At 63.5% G+C, this 16,520-nt stretch carries 16 protein-coding genes and 1 pseudogene; 7 read left to right on the forward strand and 10 right to left on the reverse strand.

The window, feature by feature from the left end:
- Window positions 1–34 precede the first annotated feature (34 nt).
- Both ACQ4WS_RS11865 and ACQ4WS_RS11870 read left to right on the forward strand, forming a co-directional pair.
- On the forward strand, window positions 35–496 hold the full coding sequence (locus ACQ4WS_RS11865; protein WP_436476452.1) for an OsmC family protein: 462 nt from the start codon (window positions 35–37) through the stop codon (window positions 494–496).
- Window positions 497–1,150: an FMN-binding negative transcriptional regulator gene (locus ACQ4WS_RS11870; protein ID WP_436476454.1), complete on the forward strand. Its 654-nt coding sequence runs from the start codon at window positions 497–499 to the stop codon at window positions 1,148–1,150.
- Between the two features lie 192 nt (window positions 1,151–1,342).
- Here the strand turns inward: ACQ4WS_RS11870 and ACQ4WS_RS11875 are convergent, their stop codons facing one another.
- Window positions 1,343–1,780: a CHRD domain-containing protein gene (locus ACQ4WS_RS11875; protein ID WP_436476456.1), complete on the reverse strand. Its 438-nt coding sequence runs from the start codon at window positions 1,778–1,780 to the stop codon at window positions 1,343–1,345.
- Between the two features lie 157 nt (window positions 1,781–1,937).
- On the reverse strand, window positions 1,938–2,495 hold the full coding sequence (locus tag ACQ4WS_RS11880) for a winged helix-turn-helix transcriptional regulator (protein WP_034753667.1): 558 nt from the start codon (window positions 2,493–2,495) through the stop codon (window positions 1,938–1,940).
- Window positions 2,496–2,748: 253 nt separating this feature from the next.
- Between ACQ4WS_RS11880 and ACQ4WS_RS11885 the strand changes: the two genes are divergently transcribed.
- The gene (locus ACQ4WS_RS11885) at window positions 2,749–2,985 is read left to right on the forward strand and encodes a hypothetical protein (protein WP_436476458.1); all 237 of its coding nucleotides are present in this window, start codon (window positions 2,749–2,751) and stop codon (window positions 2,983–2,985) included.
- Here the strand turns inward: ACQ4WS_RS11885 and ACQ4WS_RS11890 are convergent.
- The 4 genes from ACQ4WS_RS11890 to ACQ4WS_RS11905 are packed head-to-tail and all read right to left on the reverse strand — an operon-like array spanning window position 2,982 to window position 7,669.
- Window positions 2,982–3,989: a Csu type fimbrial protein gene (locus tag ACQ4WS_RS11890; protein WP_436476460.1), complete on the reverse strand. Its 1,008-nt coding sequence runs from the start codon at window positions 3,987–3,989 to the stop codon at window positions 2,982–2,984. The two genes, ACQ4WS_RS11885 and ACQ4WS_RS11890, sit on opposite strands and share 4 nt — an antisense overlap.
- Window positions 3,989–6,340: a fimbria/pilus outer membrane usher protein gene (locus tag ACQ4WS_RS11895; protein WP_436476461.1), complete on the reverse strand. Its 2,352-nt coding sequence runs from the start codon at window positions 6,338–6,340 to the stop codon at window positions 3,989–3,991. Before ACQ4WS_RS11895 ends, ACQ4WS_RS11890 begins: the two co-directional genes overlap by 1 nt.
- Window positions 6,341–6,397: 57 nt before the next feature.
- Window positions 6,398–7,126 (reverse strand): fimbrial biogenesis chaperone, encoded by a 729-nt coding sequence (locus ACQ4WS_RS11900; RefSeq protein ID WP_436476463.1) that lies wholly within the window; start codon window positions 7,124–7,126, stop codon window positions 6,398–6,400.
- A gap of 12 nt (window positions 7,127–7,138) precedes the next feature.
- Window positions 7,139–7,669 carry a Csu type fimbrial protein gene (locus tag ACQ4WS_RS11905; protein WP_436476465.1) on the reverse strand — a complete coding sequence of 177 codons (531 nt, stop codon included), beginning with the start codon at window positions 7,667–7,669 and terminating at the stop codon, window positions 7,139–7,141.
- Window positions 7,670–8,016: 347 nt separating this feature from the next.
- Here ACQ4WS_RS11905 and ACQ4WS_RS11910 point away from each other — a divergent pair, with 347 nt between their 5' ends.
- Window positions 8,017–8,820: a response regulator transcription factor gene (locus tag ACQ4WS_RS11910; RefSeq protein WP_436476467.1), complete on the forward strand. Its 804-nt coding sequence runs from the start codon at window positions 8,017–8,019 to the stop codon at window positions 8,818–8,820.
- On the opposite strand, the gene ACQ4WS_RS11915 is transcribed toward ACQ4WS_RS11910, so the two are convergent.
- Together ACQ4WS_RS11915 and pnuC are read right to left on the reverse strand one after the other, a co-directional pair.
- Window positions 8,817–11,384 (reverse strand): TonB-dependent receptor, encoded by a 2,568-nt coding sequence (locus ACQ4WS_RS11915; RefSeq protein ID WP_436476469.1) that lies wholly within the window; start codon window positions 11,382–11,384, stop codon window positions 8,817–8,819. The genes ACQ4WS_RS11910 and ACQ4WS_RS11915 overlap by 4 nt on opposite strands.
- Window positions 11,385–11,714: 330 nt before the next feature.
- The gene (gene pnuC, locus ACQ4WS_RS11920; protein ID WP_436476471.1) at window positions 11,715–12,305 is read right to left on the reverse strand and encodes a nicotinamide riboside transporter PnuC; all 591 of its coding nucleotides are present in this window, start codon (window positions 12,303–12,305) and stop codon (window positions 11,715–11,717) included.
- Between the two features lie 229 nt (window positions 12,306–12,534).
- On the opposite strand from pnuC, the gene ACQ4WS_RS11925 reads away from it, so the two are divergent.
- A complete protein-coding gene (locus ACQ4WS_RS11925) occupies window positions 12,535–13,290 on the forward strand; it encodes a substrate-binding periplasmic protein (RefSeq protein ID WP_436476473.1) in 756 nt (251 codons plus the stop codon).
- Between the two features lie 44 nt (window positions 13,291–13,334).
- Here ACQ4WS_RS11925 and ACQ4WS_RS11930 read toward each other — a convergent pair.
- Window positions 13,335–13,490, reverse strand: a pseudogene (locus ACQ4WS_RS11930) (hydrolase); the annotation flags it as partial.
- A gap of 65 nt (window positions 13,491–13,555) precedes the next feature.
- Window positions 13,556–14,422, reverse strand: a complete 867-nt coding sequence (locus ACQ4WS_RS11935; RefSeq protein ID WP_436476475.1) for a pirin family protein — start codon at window positions 14,420–14,422, stop codon at window positions 13,556–13,558.
- Window positions 14,423–14,541: 119 nt separating this feature from the next.
- Here ACQ4WS_RS11935 and ACQ4WS_RS11940 point away from each other — a divergent pair, with 119 nt between their 5' ends.
- Together ACQ4WS_RS11940 and ACQ4WS_RS11945 are read left to right on the forward strand one after the other, a co-directional pair.
- Window positions 14,542–15,447 carry a LysR family transcriptional regulator gene (locus ACQ4WS_RS11940; RefSeq protein ID WP_436476477.1) on the forward strand — a complete coding sequence of 302 codons (906 nt, stop codon included), beginning with the start codon at window positions 14,542–14,544 and terminating at the stop codon, window positions 15,445–15,447.
- Window positions 15,448–15,493: 46 nt separating this feature from the next.
- Window positions 15,494–16,297, forward strand: a complete 804-nt coding sequence (locus ACQ4WS_RS11945) for a metallophosphoesterase family protein (protein ID WP_436476479.1) — start codon at window positions 15,494–15,496, stop codon at window positions 16,295–16,297.
- The last annotated feature ends 223 nt before the right edge of the window (window positions 16,298–16,520 follow it).

A 16,520-nucleotide genomic window follows, 5' to 3' on the forward strand; every position in this document is an offset into this window, starting at 1 on the left:
ATGGCGCATCCCCTTCCACTCTTGCGGAGCACCCATGCATCAGTTTTTCGCCACCGTGGCCTGGCAGCGCGACGGCCAGGATTTCGCCGGCCAGCGTTACAGCCGTAGCCATGCATGGCAGTTCGACGGCGGCCTGACGGTACCCGCCTCGTCGTCGCCCCTGTCCGTACCGCTGCCCATGTCGGTGGCGGAAAATATCGACCCGGAAGAAGCGCTGGTGGCCGCCACATCGAGCTGCCACATGCTGTTCTTCCTGTCGCTGGCAGCGCAACGCGGCTACGTCATCGACGACTACCGCGACGACGCCATCGGCGAACTGGGAAAAAATGCCCAAGGCCGCCTGGCCATGACGCGCATCGTGCTGCGCCCGTGCATCGTCTTCGCGGGAACGCCGCCCTCGCCCGAGGCGCTGGCCACCCTGCACCACGATGCGCACGCGCGCTGCTACATCGCCAACTCGCTGACGGCCGAGGTGGTCGTGGAAGGAGCGCACTAGATGTACACACCCGCCAGCTTTCGCGAAGAGCGCCTCGACGTGCTGCATGGCCTGATCGACGCACATCCGCTGGGCGCGCTGGTGCGCCAGGGCGACTATGGCTTGTGCGCCGACCATCTGCCATTCGAGATCACCGCGCCCACGCCGGATGCGCCATTCGGCATTCTGCGCGCCCACGTGGCGCGCGCCAACCCGCTGTGGCGCGCCGCCGGCGGGAACGATGAAGCACTGGTGATTTTCCAGGGGCCACACGCCTACATCACGCCCGCCTGGTATGCGGAGAAGCAGCGCAGTGGCAAGGAGGTACCCACCTTCAATTACGCGGTCGTGCACGCGCACGGCCCCCTGCGCACCATCGACGATGCGGCGTGGCTGTTGGGATTGCTGGAGCGCTTGACGGCGCGCCATGAGGCAGATCAAGCCACGCCATGGCGGGTGAGCGATGCGCCGGCCGCCTATATAGACAAGCTGTTGAAAGCCATCGTCGGCATCGAGATTCCCCTCACGCGCATCACGGGAAAATGGAAGCTGGGACAAAACCGCAGCATGCAAGACCAGGCCAGCATGGCGCACGGCCTGGCGCAGAACAATCAGCCCGGCGCGGCGCAGGCGCTCGGCGCGCTGATCGCCGCCAACGTCACACCAGCCATCTGACGTCGACAGCAGCGACACGTTGCGGGTCTTGTGCAGGCAAGCCACCAGCACCAGGGCGAAGAAGGGAAAGGTGATGGCGAGCATGGTCAGCATGAAGCGCCATTCATGCGCGCCGCACTGGCCGGCCGCCCGGCACAAAAAAAGGCCGCTCGCGCGGCCCAAGGAGGTTTCGGGGAAAACGCCGCTGGCCGGTTAGGGCTTGAGCTGGGCGCGGATCTCGCCAGCCGGGTAGGCGGCGCTGTGCACGTTCACGTACAGCTTGCCGGCCCGGTAGCTCGCATACTGGGGCGGCGTGAGCATGGCGCCGGCCGGCACGGCAAACATGCCTTCGGCAGTTTTCAGCAGCGGCACCACGACGGGGCCGTTGGCGCCGGCGGGCGCGTCATGAATGTGCGCGACGGTGGCCAGCATGCCCGTATAGCGCACGCCGCCGCTGACACTGCGGTCGTGGGCGACGCGGATAGTGCTGCTGCCGCTGGCCGTGCTGGTATTGGCCGGCACTTCCTGCGCGCCCGTCAAGGTGACGTCATGGCCGCCCGGGTGATGCGGGCCATGGGAGCAGGCGCCCAGCAGGGCGGCCAGCGCCAGCACGCTGGCGGCGCGGCGTACGTGTTGTGGCAATGTAGTCATCGCAGTACTCCTTCAACGGACATCGGGTCACGCATGGCGTCCTGCCCTTCAACATCGGGCTTGCGCCACACTTGAGTTGCATAGTGCGACAGTAACGCCATGCCGTGCAGCCCGTCTTGCTTTGCGCCAAACTTGCTGCTCGCCTGGCAGCGCGTATTCAGGCCAGGTGACCTTCCGCCACCCAGCCGCGGTTGGCGGCCGGCGCCTTCGGCTTGGGTGCGATGCCGCTGCTTTTTTCCGCATCGAGGATGATGCTGCGCATGCTGTCGCTGGCGGCAGGTCCTGGCGCGAACGCGTAGTACTCGTCATTGATGGGCAAGCCCGTCGTGGCGTCGACCAGCACCGGGTCGGCGGCCAGGCCCGTGTCGCGGCTGGCAATGACGAGGCTGGCGCCTTCCGGGGCGAAGTTTTCATTACCCCAGGCAATAAACGCCAGCAAGACGGGCTTGAAGGCGCGCCCGGACTTGGTCAGCACATAGTCGTAGCGGGGCGGCTTGGCGCAATACAGGCGACGCGTCATCAAGCCCCCTTCCACCAGGTCGGCCAGGCGGCGCGTCAGGATGGTGGGCGCGATCTTGAGACTTTTTTCAAATTCGTCGAAACGCGTCTTGCCATAAAACGCTTCGCGCAGGATGAGGATGCTCCACCATTCGCCCACCTTGCCCAAGCTGCGAGCAATCGGACAGGGCAAGTTATTAAAGTTGGTATGTTTCATGACCGTCTCCTCATATTGACTCAACACAACAATCGAAAATATTTCAGTTGCAACACGGAAACTTAGTTACTATCATTTTGAAAGTGAGGTGCTTGCCCCTGGTGGCGGGCTGAAAATACACGAAAACTCACACTTCCCTGCATCAAGTACAATCATGGCTGATTCTGCTCCCCCAATTCCGGTGCGAAAAACGGTGTCAGCCATACCTTCCAACGCTGCTGCCCACGCCCGTTTTTCACGCTATGCATTCACGATGACCCCTTTGAAGCTTGCCGTACTGCCTGCCCTGCTCGCCCTGTCCCTTTGCCAGACCACCACCGCCGGCACCGTGTCGTCCACGTCGTTCCAGGCCACCTTTGTTGTCCAGGAAACGTGCACCATCGTCTCACACCGCAGCAACACCCAGGTGCGCTGCCAGCACAACACGCCGTATCTGCTGCACCAGCAGACAACGCCATCGGGCGCCGGCCTCGTCACCGTCACGTTCTAAAAATAAATCGTTGCCGTCACCGTGTCCTTGTAGTCGCCGGGACGCGGCGACACCTGAGCCGGCACGCGGCCGTAAATCGTCAGCGGCACGCTGGCGCCCGTGCCCGTACCTGTCACCATGCTCGTGCCTGCCGTGCCATCGCCCCATGGCGCACCATCGAGGGTGGCTGACAACAGATAACTGACCTTATCCGTCGTCAAGATATTTTTCATCTGGCGGTTGGCCACATTGGCCGCCACGCTACCGCCATTCAGGGCAATCTGATACGCGTTGTTATTCACGCAGCGCACCGACAAGGTGCTGGTGCTGCGCAAATTACCCGTCAGGATGGAGGCGTTCGCAAACGCCATCGGCGTGGCCGTGATGGTGCAATCGTTGACGGCCGTGGCATTCACCGTGAAACCGAAGCTGCCGCTGCTGGCTGTGCAACCCTGCAGGTTGACGAGGCCATAGGTGGTGTAGGTGTAGGTACCCTGGCCCGCAAAGCTCGAGCTATACACCGTATTCGCGTTAGCTACCGTGGGCACGGTGGCCAGGGCGGTGCCGGCCGGGATCTTCGCGTACACGGTAAAGGTGGTGGAATAGGTGCCGGGCGGCGCCAGCAAGCCGGCCGACAGAATCATGCCGAAGGTCGACGGCGCGCCCGTCACGCCGGCGCCGCCCCAGATCTTCGCCGTCGCATACGAATTGTCCACGTACACGTTGTACTCCATGCGATTGCTGCCATTGCCCAGCTTGCGCGGCAGGGCCGAGGTGGAATTCGTGCCCAGCCCCAGCGAGATACACACTTGCGCATTCGGCGTGAGCAACTGCCCCAGGTTCAGCGACGCAAACAGGCAGCTGAAGGTCCCTGTTGCCTGCGCCACGTAATCGGTGCCGGAAATCGGGCTGACGCTGCCGAAATCAATATTCGTCATGCTGACCGAGCAGGTATCGGCCGCCTGCGCCGCACTGCCCCAGGCGCAGCCCAGCAGCATGCTCAGGCATGGCAGCAGGCGGCGCATCAGCGGCCTGCCCCGGCGCTGGCGCCAGCTGCCGCGCAGCGCAGCGGGCCGATCACGGGCAAGCCGCCCGCGGCCGGACGCACGTAGGCAAAACGCACGGTGCACGCGCTGTCGCCTTCGCCCACTTGCAACTGATTCTGCTCCAGCAGACCGTCGACGAACACGATGCCGTCAAATCCCACGACCGTCGGCTTGCCGCTTTGCACATGCAGCACGGGCAAGCCCGTGGCCAGCGGCTTGCCCTGCGCATCCTGGACGATGACGGTGGCCGCACTGTAGCGCTCGATGGGAAAGGCCGCCAGCACGCCTGCCAGGTATTGCGGCACGACATTGAGATTGCTGACGGGTACTCGCGCGTCAACATCAAGCTCCTCCGTGGCGATGCTGATCTGGTTATTGCCATAGGGATTCAAATTTGGTACCAGCAGATAGCCGCTCCTGCCCGTCACGCCGATCTGGCGATTTTCATGCAGCACAGGAATATTGCCCACGCCACCCGTGGACACCAGCGCAAAACCGTTGCCCACCTGGCGCGTCGTCTCGACATGGCCATCCATCAGCACCAGCGCGCCCGCCGCACCCAGCGAGGAGGCATTGCCCGTGCTGCTGCTTTGCGTGCGCGCGCTCACGCGGCCGTCATTGCCCAGGTATTCCACTTGCGCCTGGCGGTAGGCATTGCCGCCCGCCGTGCCAGCCTGCACGTTCCAGCCGAAGCCGCCGCCGAAGTCCGCCGCGCGCTGCGCGCTGATGCTGCGGCCGCTCTCGCCGTTTTGCCGGCTGCTATACACACTGACGGCCAGATTGTTGTCGAAGGCCATGCTCAGGCCAAAGTAAAAACCCCGCTTCTCGCGTTGCCGCAAGTCCTGGAACAGGCTGGCGTTGAAGAACAGGCCGTGAAACAGGATGGCCGAATAGCCGAGCGTGGCAAGCTTCGATGGCGAGGCGCCAGAAGTGCGGTAGCTGATATAGCTGCTGCTGATACTGCTCCCTGCCGGCAATGGCAGGCTGACGGTGAAGCGGTCCGCCGCGCGCACCACGGGGCTGCCGTCGCGCGAGGCCAGGTCGCCGAAGCCGGCGCTGGCGCGCACGCTTTGCGCATCGACGCTGAAGCGCGGCCCCAGGTACTGGTAGCCGGCGCCCAGCTGCACGCCACGGCTGCGGCCGGCGCTGGCCGACAGCGAACCGTTGAGCACGCCAGCCTGGCCCAGCCGCAGCAGCGCGCCCGCCCCCGCCTGATACAGGCCGGCGGCCAGTTCCGCATGGCCCTCGATGGTGAGGCTGTCGCTGACGCCGTGGCGGCCCGATGCGCTGGCGACGAGCTGCCGCGCATAGCCGAACAAGCGGGTGCCGTAATCGCGCCGCACGGCGCCCGCCTCGAACGAATAATCGCTCAAGCCGCCAGCCAGCATGCGCGTATCGACATACAGGGGCAGGACGGTCGTCACGCTGCGTCCCAGCGCATCGCGCGTGATGAGGGTGGCTTGCCCGGCGCCATTGATGCCGGCAACCTGGTTCAGCACGAACGGACCGCTGGGCACGCTGGCCGCATATTGCTGCACGCCATTGACGTACAGGCTCAAGGACGAAGGCACGAGCGCCGTGCCATCGACGGAGGCGACGGGAAAGGTCAGCAGGTCGGGACGCAGCTGGAAATTCTTGCGCCACTGCACGCCACCGACGCGCACGGCGCGGCTCCAGCTGAGCGACGAGGAAATCAGGTCGCCCACCTGCCACGTTTGCAAGGTGTCGGGATCGGCATGGCTCCAAAAGGTATCAAAACGCATGTACTTGCGCTGGTCCGCCCCCAGGTTCAAGGTGCCGGTATTGCTGAACACGCCGCGGTCATTGAAATAGCGCACGTCGTTGAAAATGGCGGCACGCCGCGTTTGCCCCAGTTCCGCATAGGCTTCGTAATTGAGGACGGCGCCGGGCGTGACCTGCGCTGGCGGCGTCTGCGCCGCCGGGCGCGCGCTGATGCGGTAAGGCGAGCGCAAGTCGTCCGCCACCTGCAGCGACACGCTCTGGCGTGCCGCATCATATTCATAGTTGAGTCCAGGAATCGCATCGAGCGCCACCTCGGCCTGACCGGGTGCGCCCAGGCGCGCCGGGTCCAGCCCCAGCTGTTGCAAGTTCGCAACACTACTGCGCAAGCCTTTGCCCACCTGGGTAAAGCGCAAGATCAGCCCGGTTGATTCAGCATTCACAGTGACCTCCAGATACAGTTCATTCGGCGCCGCCGGATCGCTGGGCAAGCTGGCGGGTCCCGGATCGGCGCCCGTCACGGCCGCCGCATCGGCCCTGGCCAGCGGCGCCATGGCCAGCAACAGCAACGCTGCCAGGACGCGTTTCATGATGTGGCCGCCTGCGCCCAAGGTGCGCGGCAAGTCGGCCCGTCATGGCAGCCATGTTCAAGGTGTCGAATTCTTGGCAATGAGTGCCTTGGCATTCACATTGGCCACAATACTCAACGGCCCATCCAGTTCAGCCTCCCTGGCAACGGGCAGGCGCCATACGCGCATGCGTGCCGCCAGGACATAACCAAACAGCCCCTTGCTGATGACAAACTCCTTGCCCGCCTGGTTCGTCAACGTCATCGCACCGATCTGCGCATGGATAGTGCCACTGTTCTTGATACGCAACATCCACTCGCCCTGTTCGCGGAAAACTTGCCAGTCGAGCACTTCCTTGCCCGGCGCACCGGCCGGCAGCACGAATACGGGCACCGAGTAGCGCAGGCGGATATCGACGCCGCTGCGGCCCGCCTCATCCTCGCGGCTGACTTCATCGATGAGCACGCGATACGTCTTTTCCTGCGCAACAGGGCCAGCCTGAGCCCGCACCAGGCGGATGGTCTGCCGGCTGTTGGCGGCGATTTCGACGATCGGCGGGCTGGCAACCAGTTCCTGCGTCGGCGCCAGCGTTTCCTCGCCATCGCGCTGGTCCCAGGCGAACACGCGCACCTGCCCGTAGATGGGCTGGCCGCCGAGGTTTTGCAGGCTGATGCCGGCCGCACTCTGGGCGGCGCGCAAATTGAGCGTCACCGGCGAAATCTGCAGACTGGCGCCGTGCGCGCTCGCAGCGCAGCAGGCCAGCAGCGCCAGCACGCATTTCATCAGGGAAGCAGCACCGGCCTTCACGCAGCGCCTGGCTTAAAAGTAAACGGTGGCCGTGATGGTCGACTTGTAGGTATCGGGCGCCGGTGTCGCTTGCGGCGGAATATTGCCGTATACCGTGATCAGCTGCGAGGAGCCATTGCCGGTGCCGCCGACGGTATCCGTGCCCTGGGTATCGCCCCACAAGGTGCTGCCGGCCGTCTGGTACAGATTGAATTGCACCTTCCCCAGATTGCCGCCGGTGCCGCTCAGGTAGCGCGTGGTGCCGCTCGAACCAGTACCCGAGCCGGCCGTCAGGCCCACGTTATACAGCGTGGTATTGGTGCAAGTGACATTCACGGTCGTATTGACGTCCACGGCAGTAGCCAGTACACCCTGACTTTGGCCAAAGTCGAGATTGGCCGCCGCGATGGTGCAATTGGCGATAATTTTCAGGGTGACATCAAAGGTCGAGTTGTTGCTGCCGTTCAGATACACGGCCGCGTCAGCGACGCCGGGCAGGAGTGCCGTGGCGGCAATGGCGACACTGGCGCCGGAGATCAAGCGGGATGAAATGACTCGCAACATGATACCTCCGGATGATGGGACATCACTAATGCGCCCCTCCAATGGATGGGCTTCGAGGGTAGTCACGGTATTGCCGGCGTTTTCTGGGCACGCAAACCAGGACAACAAAATACTTGCGCCGAGAGTCAAGAATCCTGGGACTTCGGCATTTTTGCAGCATTGGAAAAACAGATTCGTTGGCAAGCGACATTGCTTAAAATCAATGCATGAGTGAATTATTGGCGATCCGGGAAATCCGCGCTTCTTCTCGCGGAGAAACATCTTTTGAAATACGAGAAAAGCAGAAAAAAAAGGAAAAGCAGCGCATAATAAGCCACAACTTGCTATTTGGTTAAGTCATCCATGCCATGTCATTGACCAGCGAAACCATCAAAAAAAATATCCTGATCGTGGACGACTCCGCCTTCGAGCAGCGCATGCTGATGGAGCTGCTCAGCGAGCAGCCCTACCGCTTCAGCATCGCGTTCAACGGCTACCAGGGTTACCAGCTGGCATTGGCCACGCATCCCGACCTGATCCTGCTCGATGTGCGCATGCCCGAGATGGATGGCTACACGGCATGCCGTTTGCTCAAGGCCAATCCTGAAACGGCAGAGATTCCCGTGATCTTTCTCAGCGGCGCCGATGCCACCAAGGAACGCGTCATGGGCTTGCAAGTGGGCGGCGTCGACTACATTTCGAAGCCGTTCACGCCGGAAGAGCTGGCCGCGCGCATCCATATCCACCTGGGCTTGATGCGTAAAAACAACAGTACCTTGCCAGCAACGGCGTCGATCAGCGCCAAGCTGCAGCATCCCGACATGGTCTTTGTCAATGCGGTCAAACAGCTGATCCTCGACAACCTGGGCAGCCTGCCGAACCTGTCCGAAATCGCCCGCAGCGTGGGCACCTACCGCGAAAAGCTGACCCTGATGTTCCGCGAGCAGACGGGCATGACGGTCTTCGCCTTCATCCGCGAAGCGCGCATTGCCCGTGGCGTGGAATTGCTGCAGCAGACGGACATCGACGTGCAGGATATCGCCCTGCTGATCGGCTTTCACAACGCGGGCAACTTCGCCACCGCCTTTCGCGAACGCATGGGCGTTCCCCCCAGCGCCTACCGCCAGCGCCTGCAGGAGCAGACGGGGCAGCGGCAGGCGGCGAGTGGTTAGAACTTGTAGTTCAGCTTGAGCGCCGCAACGCGTCCGCGCGGATCGGCCTGGGTAAAGTCAAAGCCGGTGGAGGCATAGTCCCAGGGCGCGCGTTTGTTGGCCAGGTTTTGCACGATGAAGGTGACGCTCGCTGCCGGCGCAAGCTGCCAGCTGTTGGTCACGTCAAAGGTGCTGAAGGCGGCCACCGATTCATCGAGGTGCTGCTGCTGCGCATAGCTGCCCACATAATTCCATGTGAGCGTGGACGACCACTTGCCCTGCTCCCAGGTGGCCGAGCTGACGCCACGCCATTTCGGGATGGAACCGAAGTAATTGGTGCCGGCGCCATCGGTCAGCGGCGCGCCATCGGACAACGGTTCGGCAAAGCGCAGCACGCGGCTCAGCTGGCCGGCCAGGGTCAGCTTGCCCCAGTCCTTGTCGACGAAGCGCTGGCGCAGGTCGATATCGATGCCCGACACTTCGCGCTGGCCCTGGTTGCGGAACTGGCGGTACAGGGTCGTGATGCGCCCATCGGCACCGCGCGTAATCTGTTGCGGCGCCGTGCCTTCATTGCCGAGGATGGTGGTGGCGCTGGCCGTGCCGATCACGCCATCTTGCTTGATGCGGTAGTAATCGAGGCCGATGCTGGAACTGCTGGTGGGCGACACCACCACGCCCAGGTTCAGATTGTTCGAGCGCTCGGGGCGCAGGTTCGGATTGGCGATGGTCATGACCGTCACGCCGCGCGACTGCGTCGGCGTCAGGGGATCGCGGGCATCGATCACGCCGGTATAGCTGACGGCCGTGCTGTCGGTGATTTCCGGCAGCGACGGTGCGCGGAAGGCGCGTGAAACCGTGCCACGCAGCAACAACCATGGCGCCGCCTGATAGCGCGCGCTGGCTTTCGGCGAAAACGCATTGCCAAAGTCGCTGTAATGGTCGGCGCGGCCGGCCACGTTGACGGACAGATCCTTCACCACAGGCACATTGAATTCGGCAAACAGGGCCGACACATTGCGCGAGCCGTTGATGATATTGAGTGCGGGCCGCAGTTCCGTGCCCGACAGCACGGCCGTCGAGGTTTGCGAATCCATCTTTTCGCGGCGCCATTGAAAGCCGGCGGCAAAGCCCAGTGCGCCCGCCGGCAGGTGCCAGATATCCTTGGCCGCCGAAAAGTCGAGCGTGTCGAGCGTCGATTCGGCCGGGCGCAGGGTCGACAGGCGCAGACGGTTGCGCACTGCTTCGCTGTTTTGTGACTGGTCAAAGAAATTGTAGCTGCCGTCGGCCAGCACTTTCTGGAATTCGTAGCGGTTGACGAAGTTCTGCACCGTTTCCTCCAGCTTGCTGCTGGAATGGGCAACGGCCGTGTCCCAGTCCCAGCCCGCCCAGGTACCCTTGGCGCCGGCCAGCGCGCGGTAGAAGGTGACGCGGTCCTGCTTCAGGCGCGGCCCCAGGTCGAACAGGGTGGCAGTAAATGGCAAGGGCGTCGTGCCTGGATTGTTCGGATGGCCCACGGGCAACACCACGGGGATGGTGTCGAGCAGCTTGCTGCTGTTGTTCCACACGCGCGTGGCGTTGTTCACGCTCAAAGGCGCGCTGAAGGTCTGGTCGGCGCGCGAATAGCTGTGCAGCAAGTCGGCATAAGCTTGCGTGTCCGCGTTCAGCTTGAGGGTGCCACGCAGCGACGAGTGGATGCGCTGGATGCCCGGGATCAGCGTTTTATATGGCGCCGGATTGTAGGCCAGCACCTGGCCGCTGCGGTCGGGATTGATGTCTTTGTACGGCACCAGTTGCAGCGGGCCGCGCACGCCGCCGAGGGTCTGCGTGGGATCGTTGCCGGCGTAATTCGTGGCGGTCCAGCCCAGGCTGCCGCGCTGCTGCTGGCGGTAATCGGCATCGCGCAGCCATGCCACATCGCTTTGCTGCAGCTTGTCGCGCTGCTGCGCGTCGACCGAGAAGACCACGCTGTAGCCATCTTCCTCGAGCTTGCCGAAACCCGTTTGCAGCGCCGCGCTCTTTTCGTGCTGGCCCGTGCCTTGCGTCGAGCCGCCCCATTGCGCCGTGATGTCCGTGCCCGTGAATTCCTGGTACAGGATGATGTTGACCACGCCGGCCACGGCGTCGGAGCCATACACGGACGAGGCGCCATCCTTGAGCACTTCGATGCGCTGCACGGCCGCCATCGGCAGGCTGTTCAGGTCAACGAAGGTCTGCTGCAAATCCTGCGCCGTGGCGTAGCTGGCCACGCGGCGGCCATTCACCAGGATCAGGGTGTTTTGCTGGCCGATGCCGCGCAGCGACAGGCCCGAGGTGCCGGCCGAGAAACTGCCCGTATATTGTTCGTTATAGCTGTTGCCGCTGTTGGCGGAGATGGCGCGCAGCACGTCCGACACGCTGGTCTTGCCGCCGGCTTTCAATTCCTTGGCCGTGATGACTTGCACGGCGCTGGCGCCCTCCTTTTCGCTGACGCGGATATTCGATCCGGTCACGTTAACGCGCAGCATGTCGTCCTCGGCGTGGGCGATGGTGGAAACGGCGGGAAAGGCGGCGGCGATGGCAAGACTGATGGCGAGTGGTTTGAACATGATTTCCTCTTATTGGGATTGCAGCCTTTTTCCGATAAAAAAGGCCGAACAGGGGCACGCGGACCGGGTGGGCCAGCGGGCAAAACGACGACGGGGGTGTTAAGGAATTACGGGAGGCGTGGACGGGCACGCACCGGCATCGACTGCGCCATGCAGTGCATGGTCAGCTGGTGTGGGGCGGCGGAAAAACAGGCAAAAAGGATAAAACGCAACATAAAAGACACCGGTAAGCGGGGAAAGGCCACTATATCCCGGCATCTTTAGCGCGTGAACGAATTAAAAATTGATTGTATATACGATTTGAATCTAAAGACTTGGTATAAGGCAATATCAGGCGTCGGCAATCACCGCAGGCGCCTGCAGCGCGCGGCGCGCCTGTACGCTCCACCAGTACCAGGAAATCAGGGCGTTGACCCAATAGGCCGCATACAGCACGGCCGTCAGGTGCAGGCCGCGGCTGTAGTAGAGCGGCACGGCCACGGTGTTGACCAGCAGCCAGAAAGCCCAGGTTTCGATGCGCCGGCTCATCAGCAGGAATTGCGCGATGACGCTAAATACCAACACTGCCGAATCGATGAAGGGCGCGTAGGCATTCGTAAAGCGGTGCAGCAGCATGCCGTAGATCGCCACGGAAACGATGCCGGCCGGCACCACCCAGGCCAGGCTGCGCCAGCCCGTGCGCGTGATCGGCAAGGGCTTGCCGCCGGCGCCGCTCCGCCATTGCAGCCAGCCGATCACGCAAGTGACGATAAAAAATAGCTGCAACATCACGTCGGCGTACAGGTTGACCTGGAAAAACAGCACGGCAAACAGCACGCAGCCGACGATGCCGATCCACCAGGAATGAATATTATTGCGGCCAGCCAGGATGATGGAGGCAGTCATCAGTACATTGGCGGCGATCTCGAGCGGGGCAGTCAAGCGGTCTTCCTTTGCGGGGCAGTGGTGGCACCGCGCCACTATAGCCGATTACACCGTGCGGTGTTCGCCGTAGCGGAAGCGAAAGCAATAGGGCCAGGCAGCAAAAAGCGCGCCAACATCGAGGAAATGCCAACCAGACCTGCCTTCAGCGGTAACAGCCCTTGACTTCCATGGCCAATCTGGCAAATTGAATATCAAGTTGAATCTCTAGGGAAGTCTCTATATGCGCATGCGCCATCTCCTGTTTGCGGCAGTGCTCGGCATATCTGCCCTGCCCGCCGTGGCCTGCCGCATGACGATGGCGCTGGAGCAGTGGCCGCCGTATGTCTACCGCGATGCCCAGGGCCGCTATACGGGTCTGGACCTGGAGTTGCTGAAAGCTATTTTCAAAGAAGCCCGCTGTACCCTGGTCACCTTGCCGGAACTGCCCACCGCGCGGCGCCAGCTGCTGTTCCAGAATGGGGGGCTGGACCTGATGCTGGCCGCGTCCGAGACGCCGGAACGCCAGTCGTATGCGCGCTTTTCCATTGCGTATCGCGACGAAGCCGTGGGCCTTTTCAGCAAATCCGGCGCGCCCGGCAGCCAGCGCCAGATCGCCAGCTTCGCGCAGCTCGCGCGCGGCAGGTCGACCTTGCTGGCGCCAAAAGTGGGCTGGTATGGCGCGCAGTATGCGGCAGCCCGGCCGGCGCTGGAAAAAGCCGGCCGCCTGAATGCGTTCGGCAGCTTCCAGCAAGGCGTGCGCATGCTCGATGCGGGCCGCGCCGACCTGCTGCTGGGCGACGTGCTGGCCGTGCGCCACGAGGCGCGCCTGCAGGGCGTCGCCTTGAGCGCCCTGCCCTTCCTGGCCCTGCGCGCGCCCGTGCACCTGATGCTCAATACGCGCACCACCAGCGCCGCCGACCTGGCGCGCCTGAACGCCGCCATCACGCACCTGGAACAGCGCGGCGTGCTGGCGGCAATACGCAGCAGCTACGAGGCGCCGTAGCGGCGCAGCGACGATCACGCCCTGGCAGCCGCCTCGATAATCTCCAGCTTGGCCAGCGCCGTCACGTGGCCGCACAGCACGTGCTGCTCGATGTCGCGCACCAGCTGGAACAAGCCGCTCTGGTGGTCGATCAGCAGCATGACGGCGTCGTCGGGATCGATCATCGGTGGTAATCCCTGGAAGTTGGCGGGGGTGCTGATGGGGGGCTCCTGAAAAACCATGCCGCGGGATGCGGCATGGGTATTGCACAAATTAACGGCACAAATTACTTCTCAATGCGGGCGAAGCGGCCGCTGTTGAAATCCTCGAACGCCTGCGCGATTTCCGCTTCGCTGTTCATGACGAAGGGGCCATGGCCGACGATGGGCTCGTCAATCGGCGCGCCGCTCAGCAGCAGCACCACGGCGTCGTTGTTCGCCTCGATGGTGATGCTGTCGCCATCGCGCTCGAACAGCGCCATCTGCGCTTCGCGCACCACGCTCTCGCCATTCACCAGCACCGTGCCATGCAGGACGATCAGCGCCGTGCTCCAGCCGGCGTGCACCGGCAATTCCGTCAGCTTGCCCTGGATCAGGCGCATGTCCCACACCTGCATAGCCGAAAACGTGCGGGCCGGGCCATGCTGGCCGCCGAAATCGCCGGCGATCACGCGCACCGAGCCGGCGCCGTCTGGCAGCGCCACCGTGGGAATGGTGTCGCTGGTGATGGCCTGGTAGCCGGGCGCCGTCATCTTGTTCTTGGCCGGCAGGTTCACCCACAGCTGCACCATTTCCAGGGTGCCGCCCGACTGCGTGAAGGCAGGCGAGTGAAACTCTTCATGCAGGATGCCGGCACCGGCCGTCATCCATTGCACGTCGCCGGGGCCGATCACGCCGCCCTGGCCCGTCGAATCGCGGTGCGCCACTTCGCCCTTGTAGACGATGGTCACCGTTTCAAAACCGCGGTGCGGGTGCGAACCGACACCGGGAGGACGGGTGCCGGGCGCAAATTCGGCAGGACCGGCATAGTCAAGCAGCAGGAATGGGCTCAGCTGCTTGCCATGGCCGTTATACGAAAACATCGAGCGCACGGGAAAACCGTCGCCTACCCAGTGCTGGCGCGGTGCGCTGTAGATAGCTGTGACTGTGTTCATCTCGATCTCCTGATGGGGTTTGCAGTACGATAGAGATAGCTTACTCTTGCGACGATAAGGGCGGTAGGCGGTAAAATATCGCTTCAGCGTTCCAAAAATAGAACGATTAAGGAGGCGGCATGCAGGATCTGAATGACTTGTATTACTTTGTGCAAGTGGTCGACCATGGCGGCTTCGCGCCGGCCGGACGCGCGCTGGACTTGCCGAAATCCAAACTGAGCCGGCGCATCGCGCTGCTGGAAGAACGCCTCGGCGCACGCCTGCTGCAGCGCACGACGCGGCATTTTTCCGTCACCGACGTGGGGCAGACGTTTTACGAGCATTGCAAGGCGATGCTGGTGGAAGCGGAGGCGGCGCAGGAAGCGATCGAACTGACGCGGGCCGCGCCGCGCGGCACGGTGCGCATGTCCTGCCCCATCGCCCTGCTGCACTCCCTGGTGGCGCCCATGCTGGCCGGCTTCATGCGCGCGCATCCGCAGGTGACTCTGCTATTGGAGGCGAGCAACCGCCGCGTCGACCTGGTGGCCGAAGGCATCGACGTGGCCATCCGCGTGCGTCCGCCGCCGCTGCCCGACAGCGACCTGGTGCTGCGCGTGCTGGCCGAACGCAGCCAGTGCATGGTGGGCAGCCCGCTGCTGTTCGCCGGCGCACCGCTGCCGAAGGCGCCAGCCGACCTGGCCGACTGGCCCAGCCTGGCCCTGGGCACGCCGCAGCAGCACTACCAGTGGGATTTGCACGGCCCCGATGGCGCGCGCGCCCAGTTGCGCCACACGCCGCGCTTCGTCACGGGCGACATGCTGACCCTGCGCGACGCGGCCGTGGCCGGCGTGGGCGTGGTGCAGCTGCCGACCATGATGATCACCGGGCAGGTGGCCGATGGCAGCCTGCTGCCGCTGATGGAGCAGTGGCGGCCGCAGCGCGAAATCATCCACGCCGTGTTTCCGTCGCGGCGCGGCCTGCTGCCAGCCGTGCGCGCGCTGATCGACTACCTGGCGCACAGCTTCGCCGCGCTGGAGGAAGAGTGAGGCTTTTCAGGTACGATGGCGTACCCTCCAATCGCCTGGATACCGCATGCGTTTACTGATTTTGTCGGACCTGCACCATGAGTTATGGCGCGATGAAGCGCCGCAGGGCGACCTCGCGCTCAGCTGCCCCGACGCCGTGATTCTGGCCGGCGACATCGACACGGGCGCCCGCGCCGTCGCCTGGGCCGCCAGCGCATTCGCGGGACTGCCGGTGCTGTACGTGCATGGCAACCACGAAGGCTATGGCCACCACCTCGACAAGGTGCGCCAGGAGCTGCGCAGCGCCTGCGCCGCCACGGACAACGTGCATTTTCTCGACGCCGATAGCCACGTTATCACCGACCAGGCAGGCAACGCCGTGCGCTTCCTGGGCGCTACCCTGTGGACGGATTTTCGCCTGCTGGGCGACGATACGCGGCAGTCGGCCATGCGCGACGCGGAAGCCGTCATGAACGACTACAAGCGCATCCGCCTGGCCAACATGGGCTTTCGCAAGCTGCGCGCGGCCGATACGGCCATGTTCCACGCGCAGCAAAAAGCCTGGCTGGCGCGCGAACTGGCGCAGCCTTTCGATGGCGCGACCGTCGTCATCAGCCACATGGCGCCGTCGCTGCTCTCGGTCGATGATGCCTACGGCAACGAAGGGTGTTCGCCCGCCTATGCCTCGCGCCTGGACGAGCTGGTCGCGCAAGCGGACCTGTGGGTGCATGGCCACATCCATGCTACGCGCGATTACCGCATCGGCCAGTGCCGCGTCGTATCCAACCCCTGCGGCTACAAGACGCGCAGCGGCACGCCGCAAAATCCCGCTTTTGATCCGAACTTCATCGTCGAGCTACCGGCCCGCTAATCGTCTGGTTGCAGGCGGTGCTTGCCGGCCGCCGCCAGCCGCTTGCGCTGCTAGGGCGTGGCTTTCACTTTCATGTTCATGGTGCGTCCTTTCAACCCGGTCGTGCCAATCGAGTAGGGGGCTGAGTTACCTCAGCCGCCCTCTCACACCACCGTACGTGCGGTTCCGCATACGGCGGTTCATTTCACAAGCTGGAAGCGCTGCTGGGTGTCCAGCAGCGAAA

The sequence above is a fragment of the Janthinobacterium leeuwenhoeki genome (genome assembly GCF_051380795.1).
Lineage (GTDB): Bacteria > Pseudomonadota > Gammaproteobacteria > Burkholderiales > Burkholderiaceae_D > Janthinobacterium.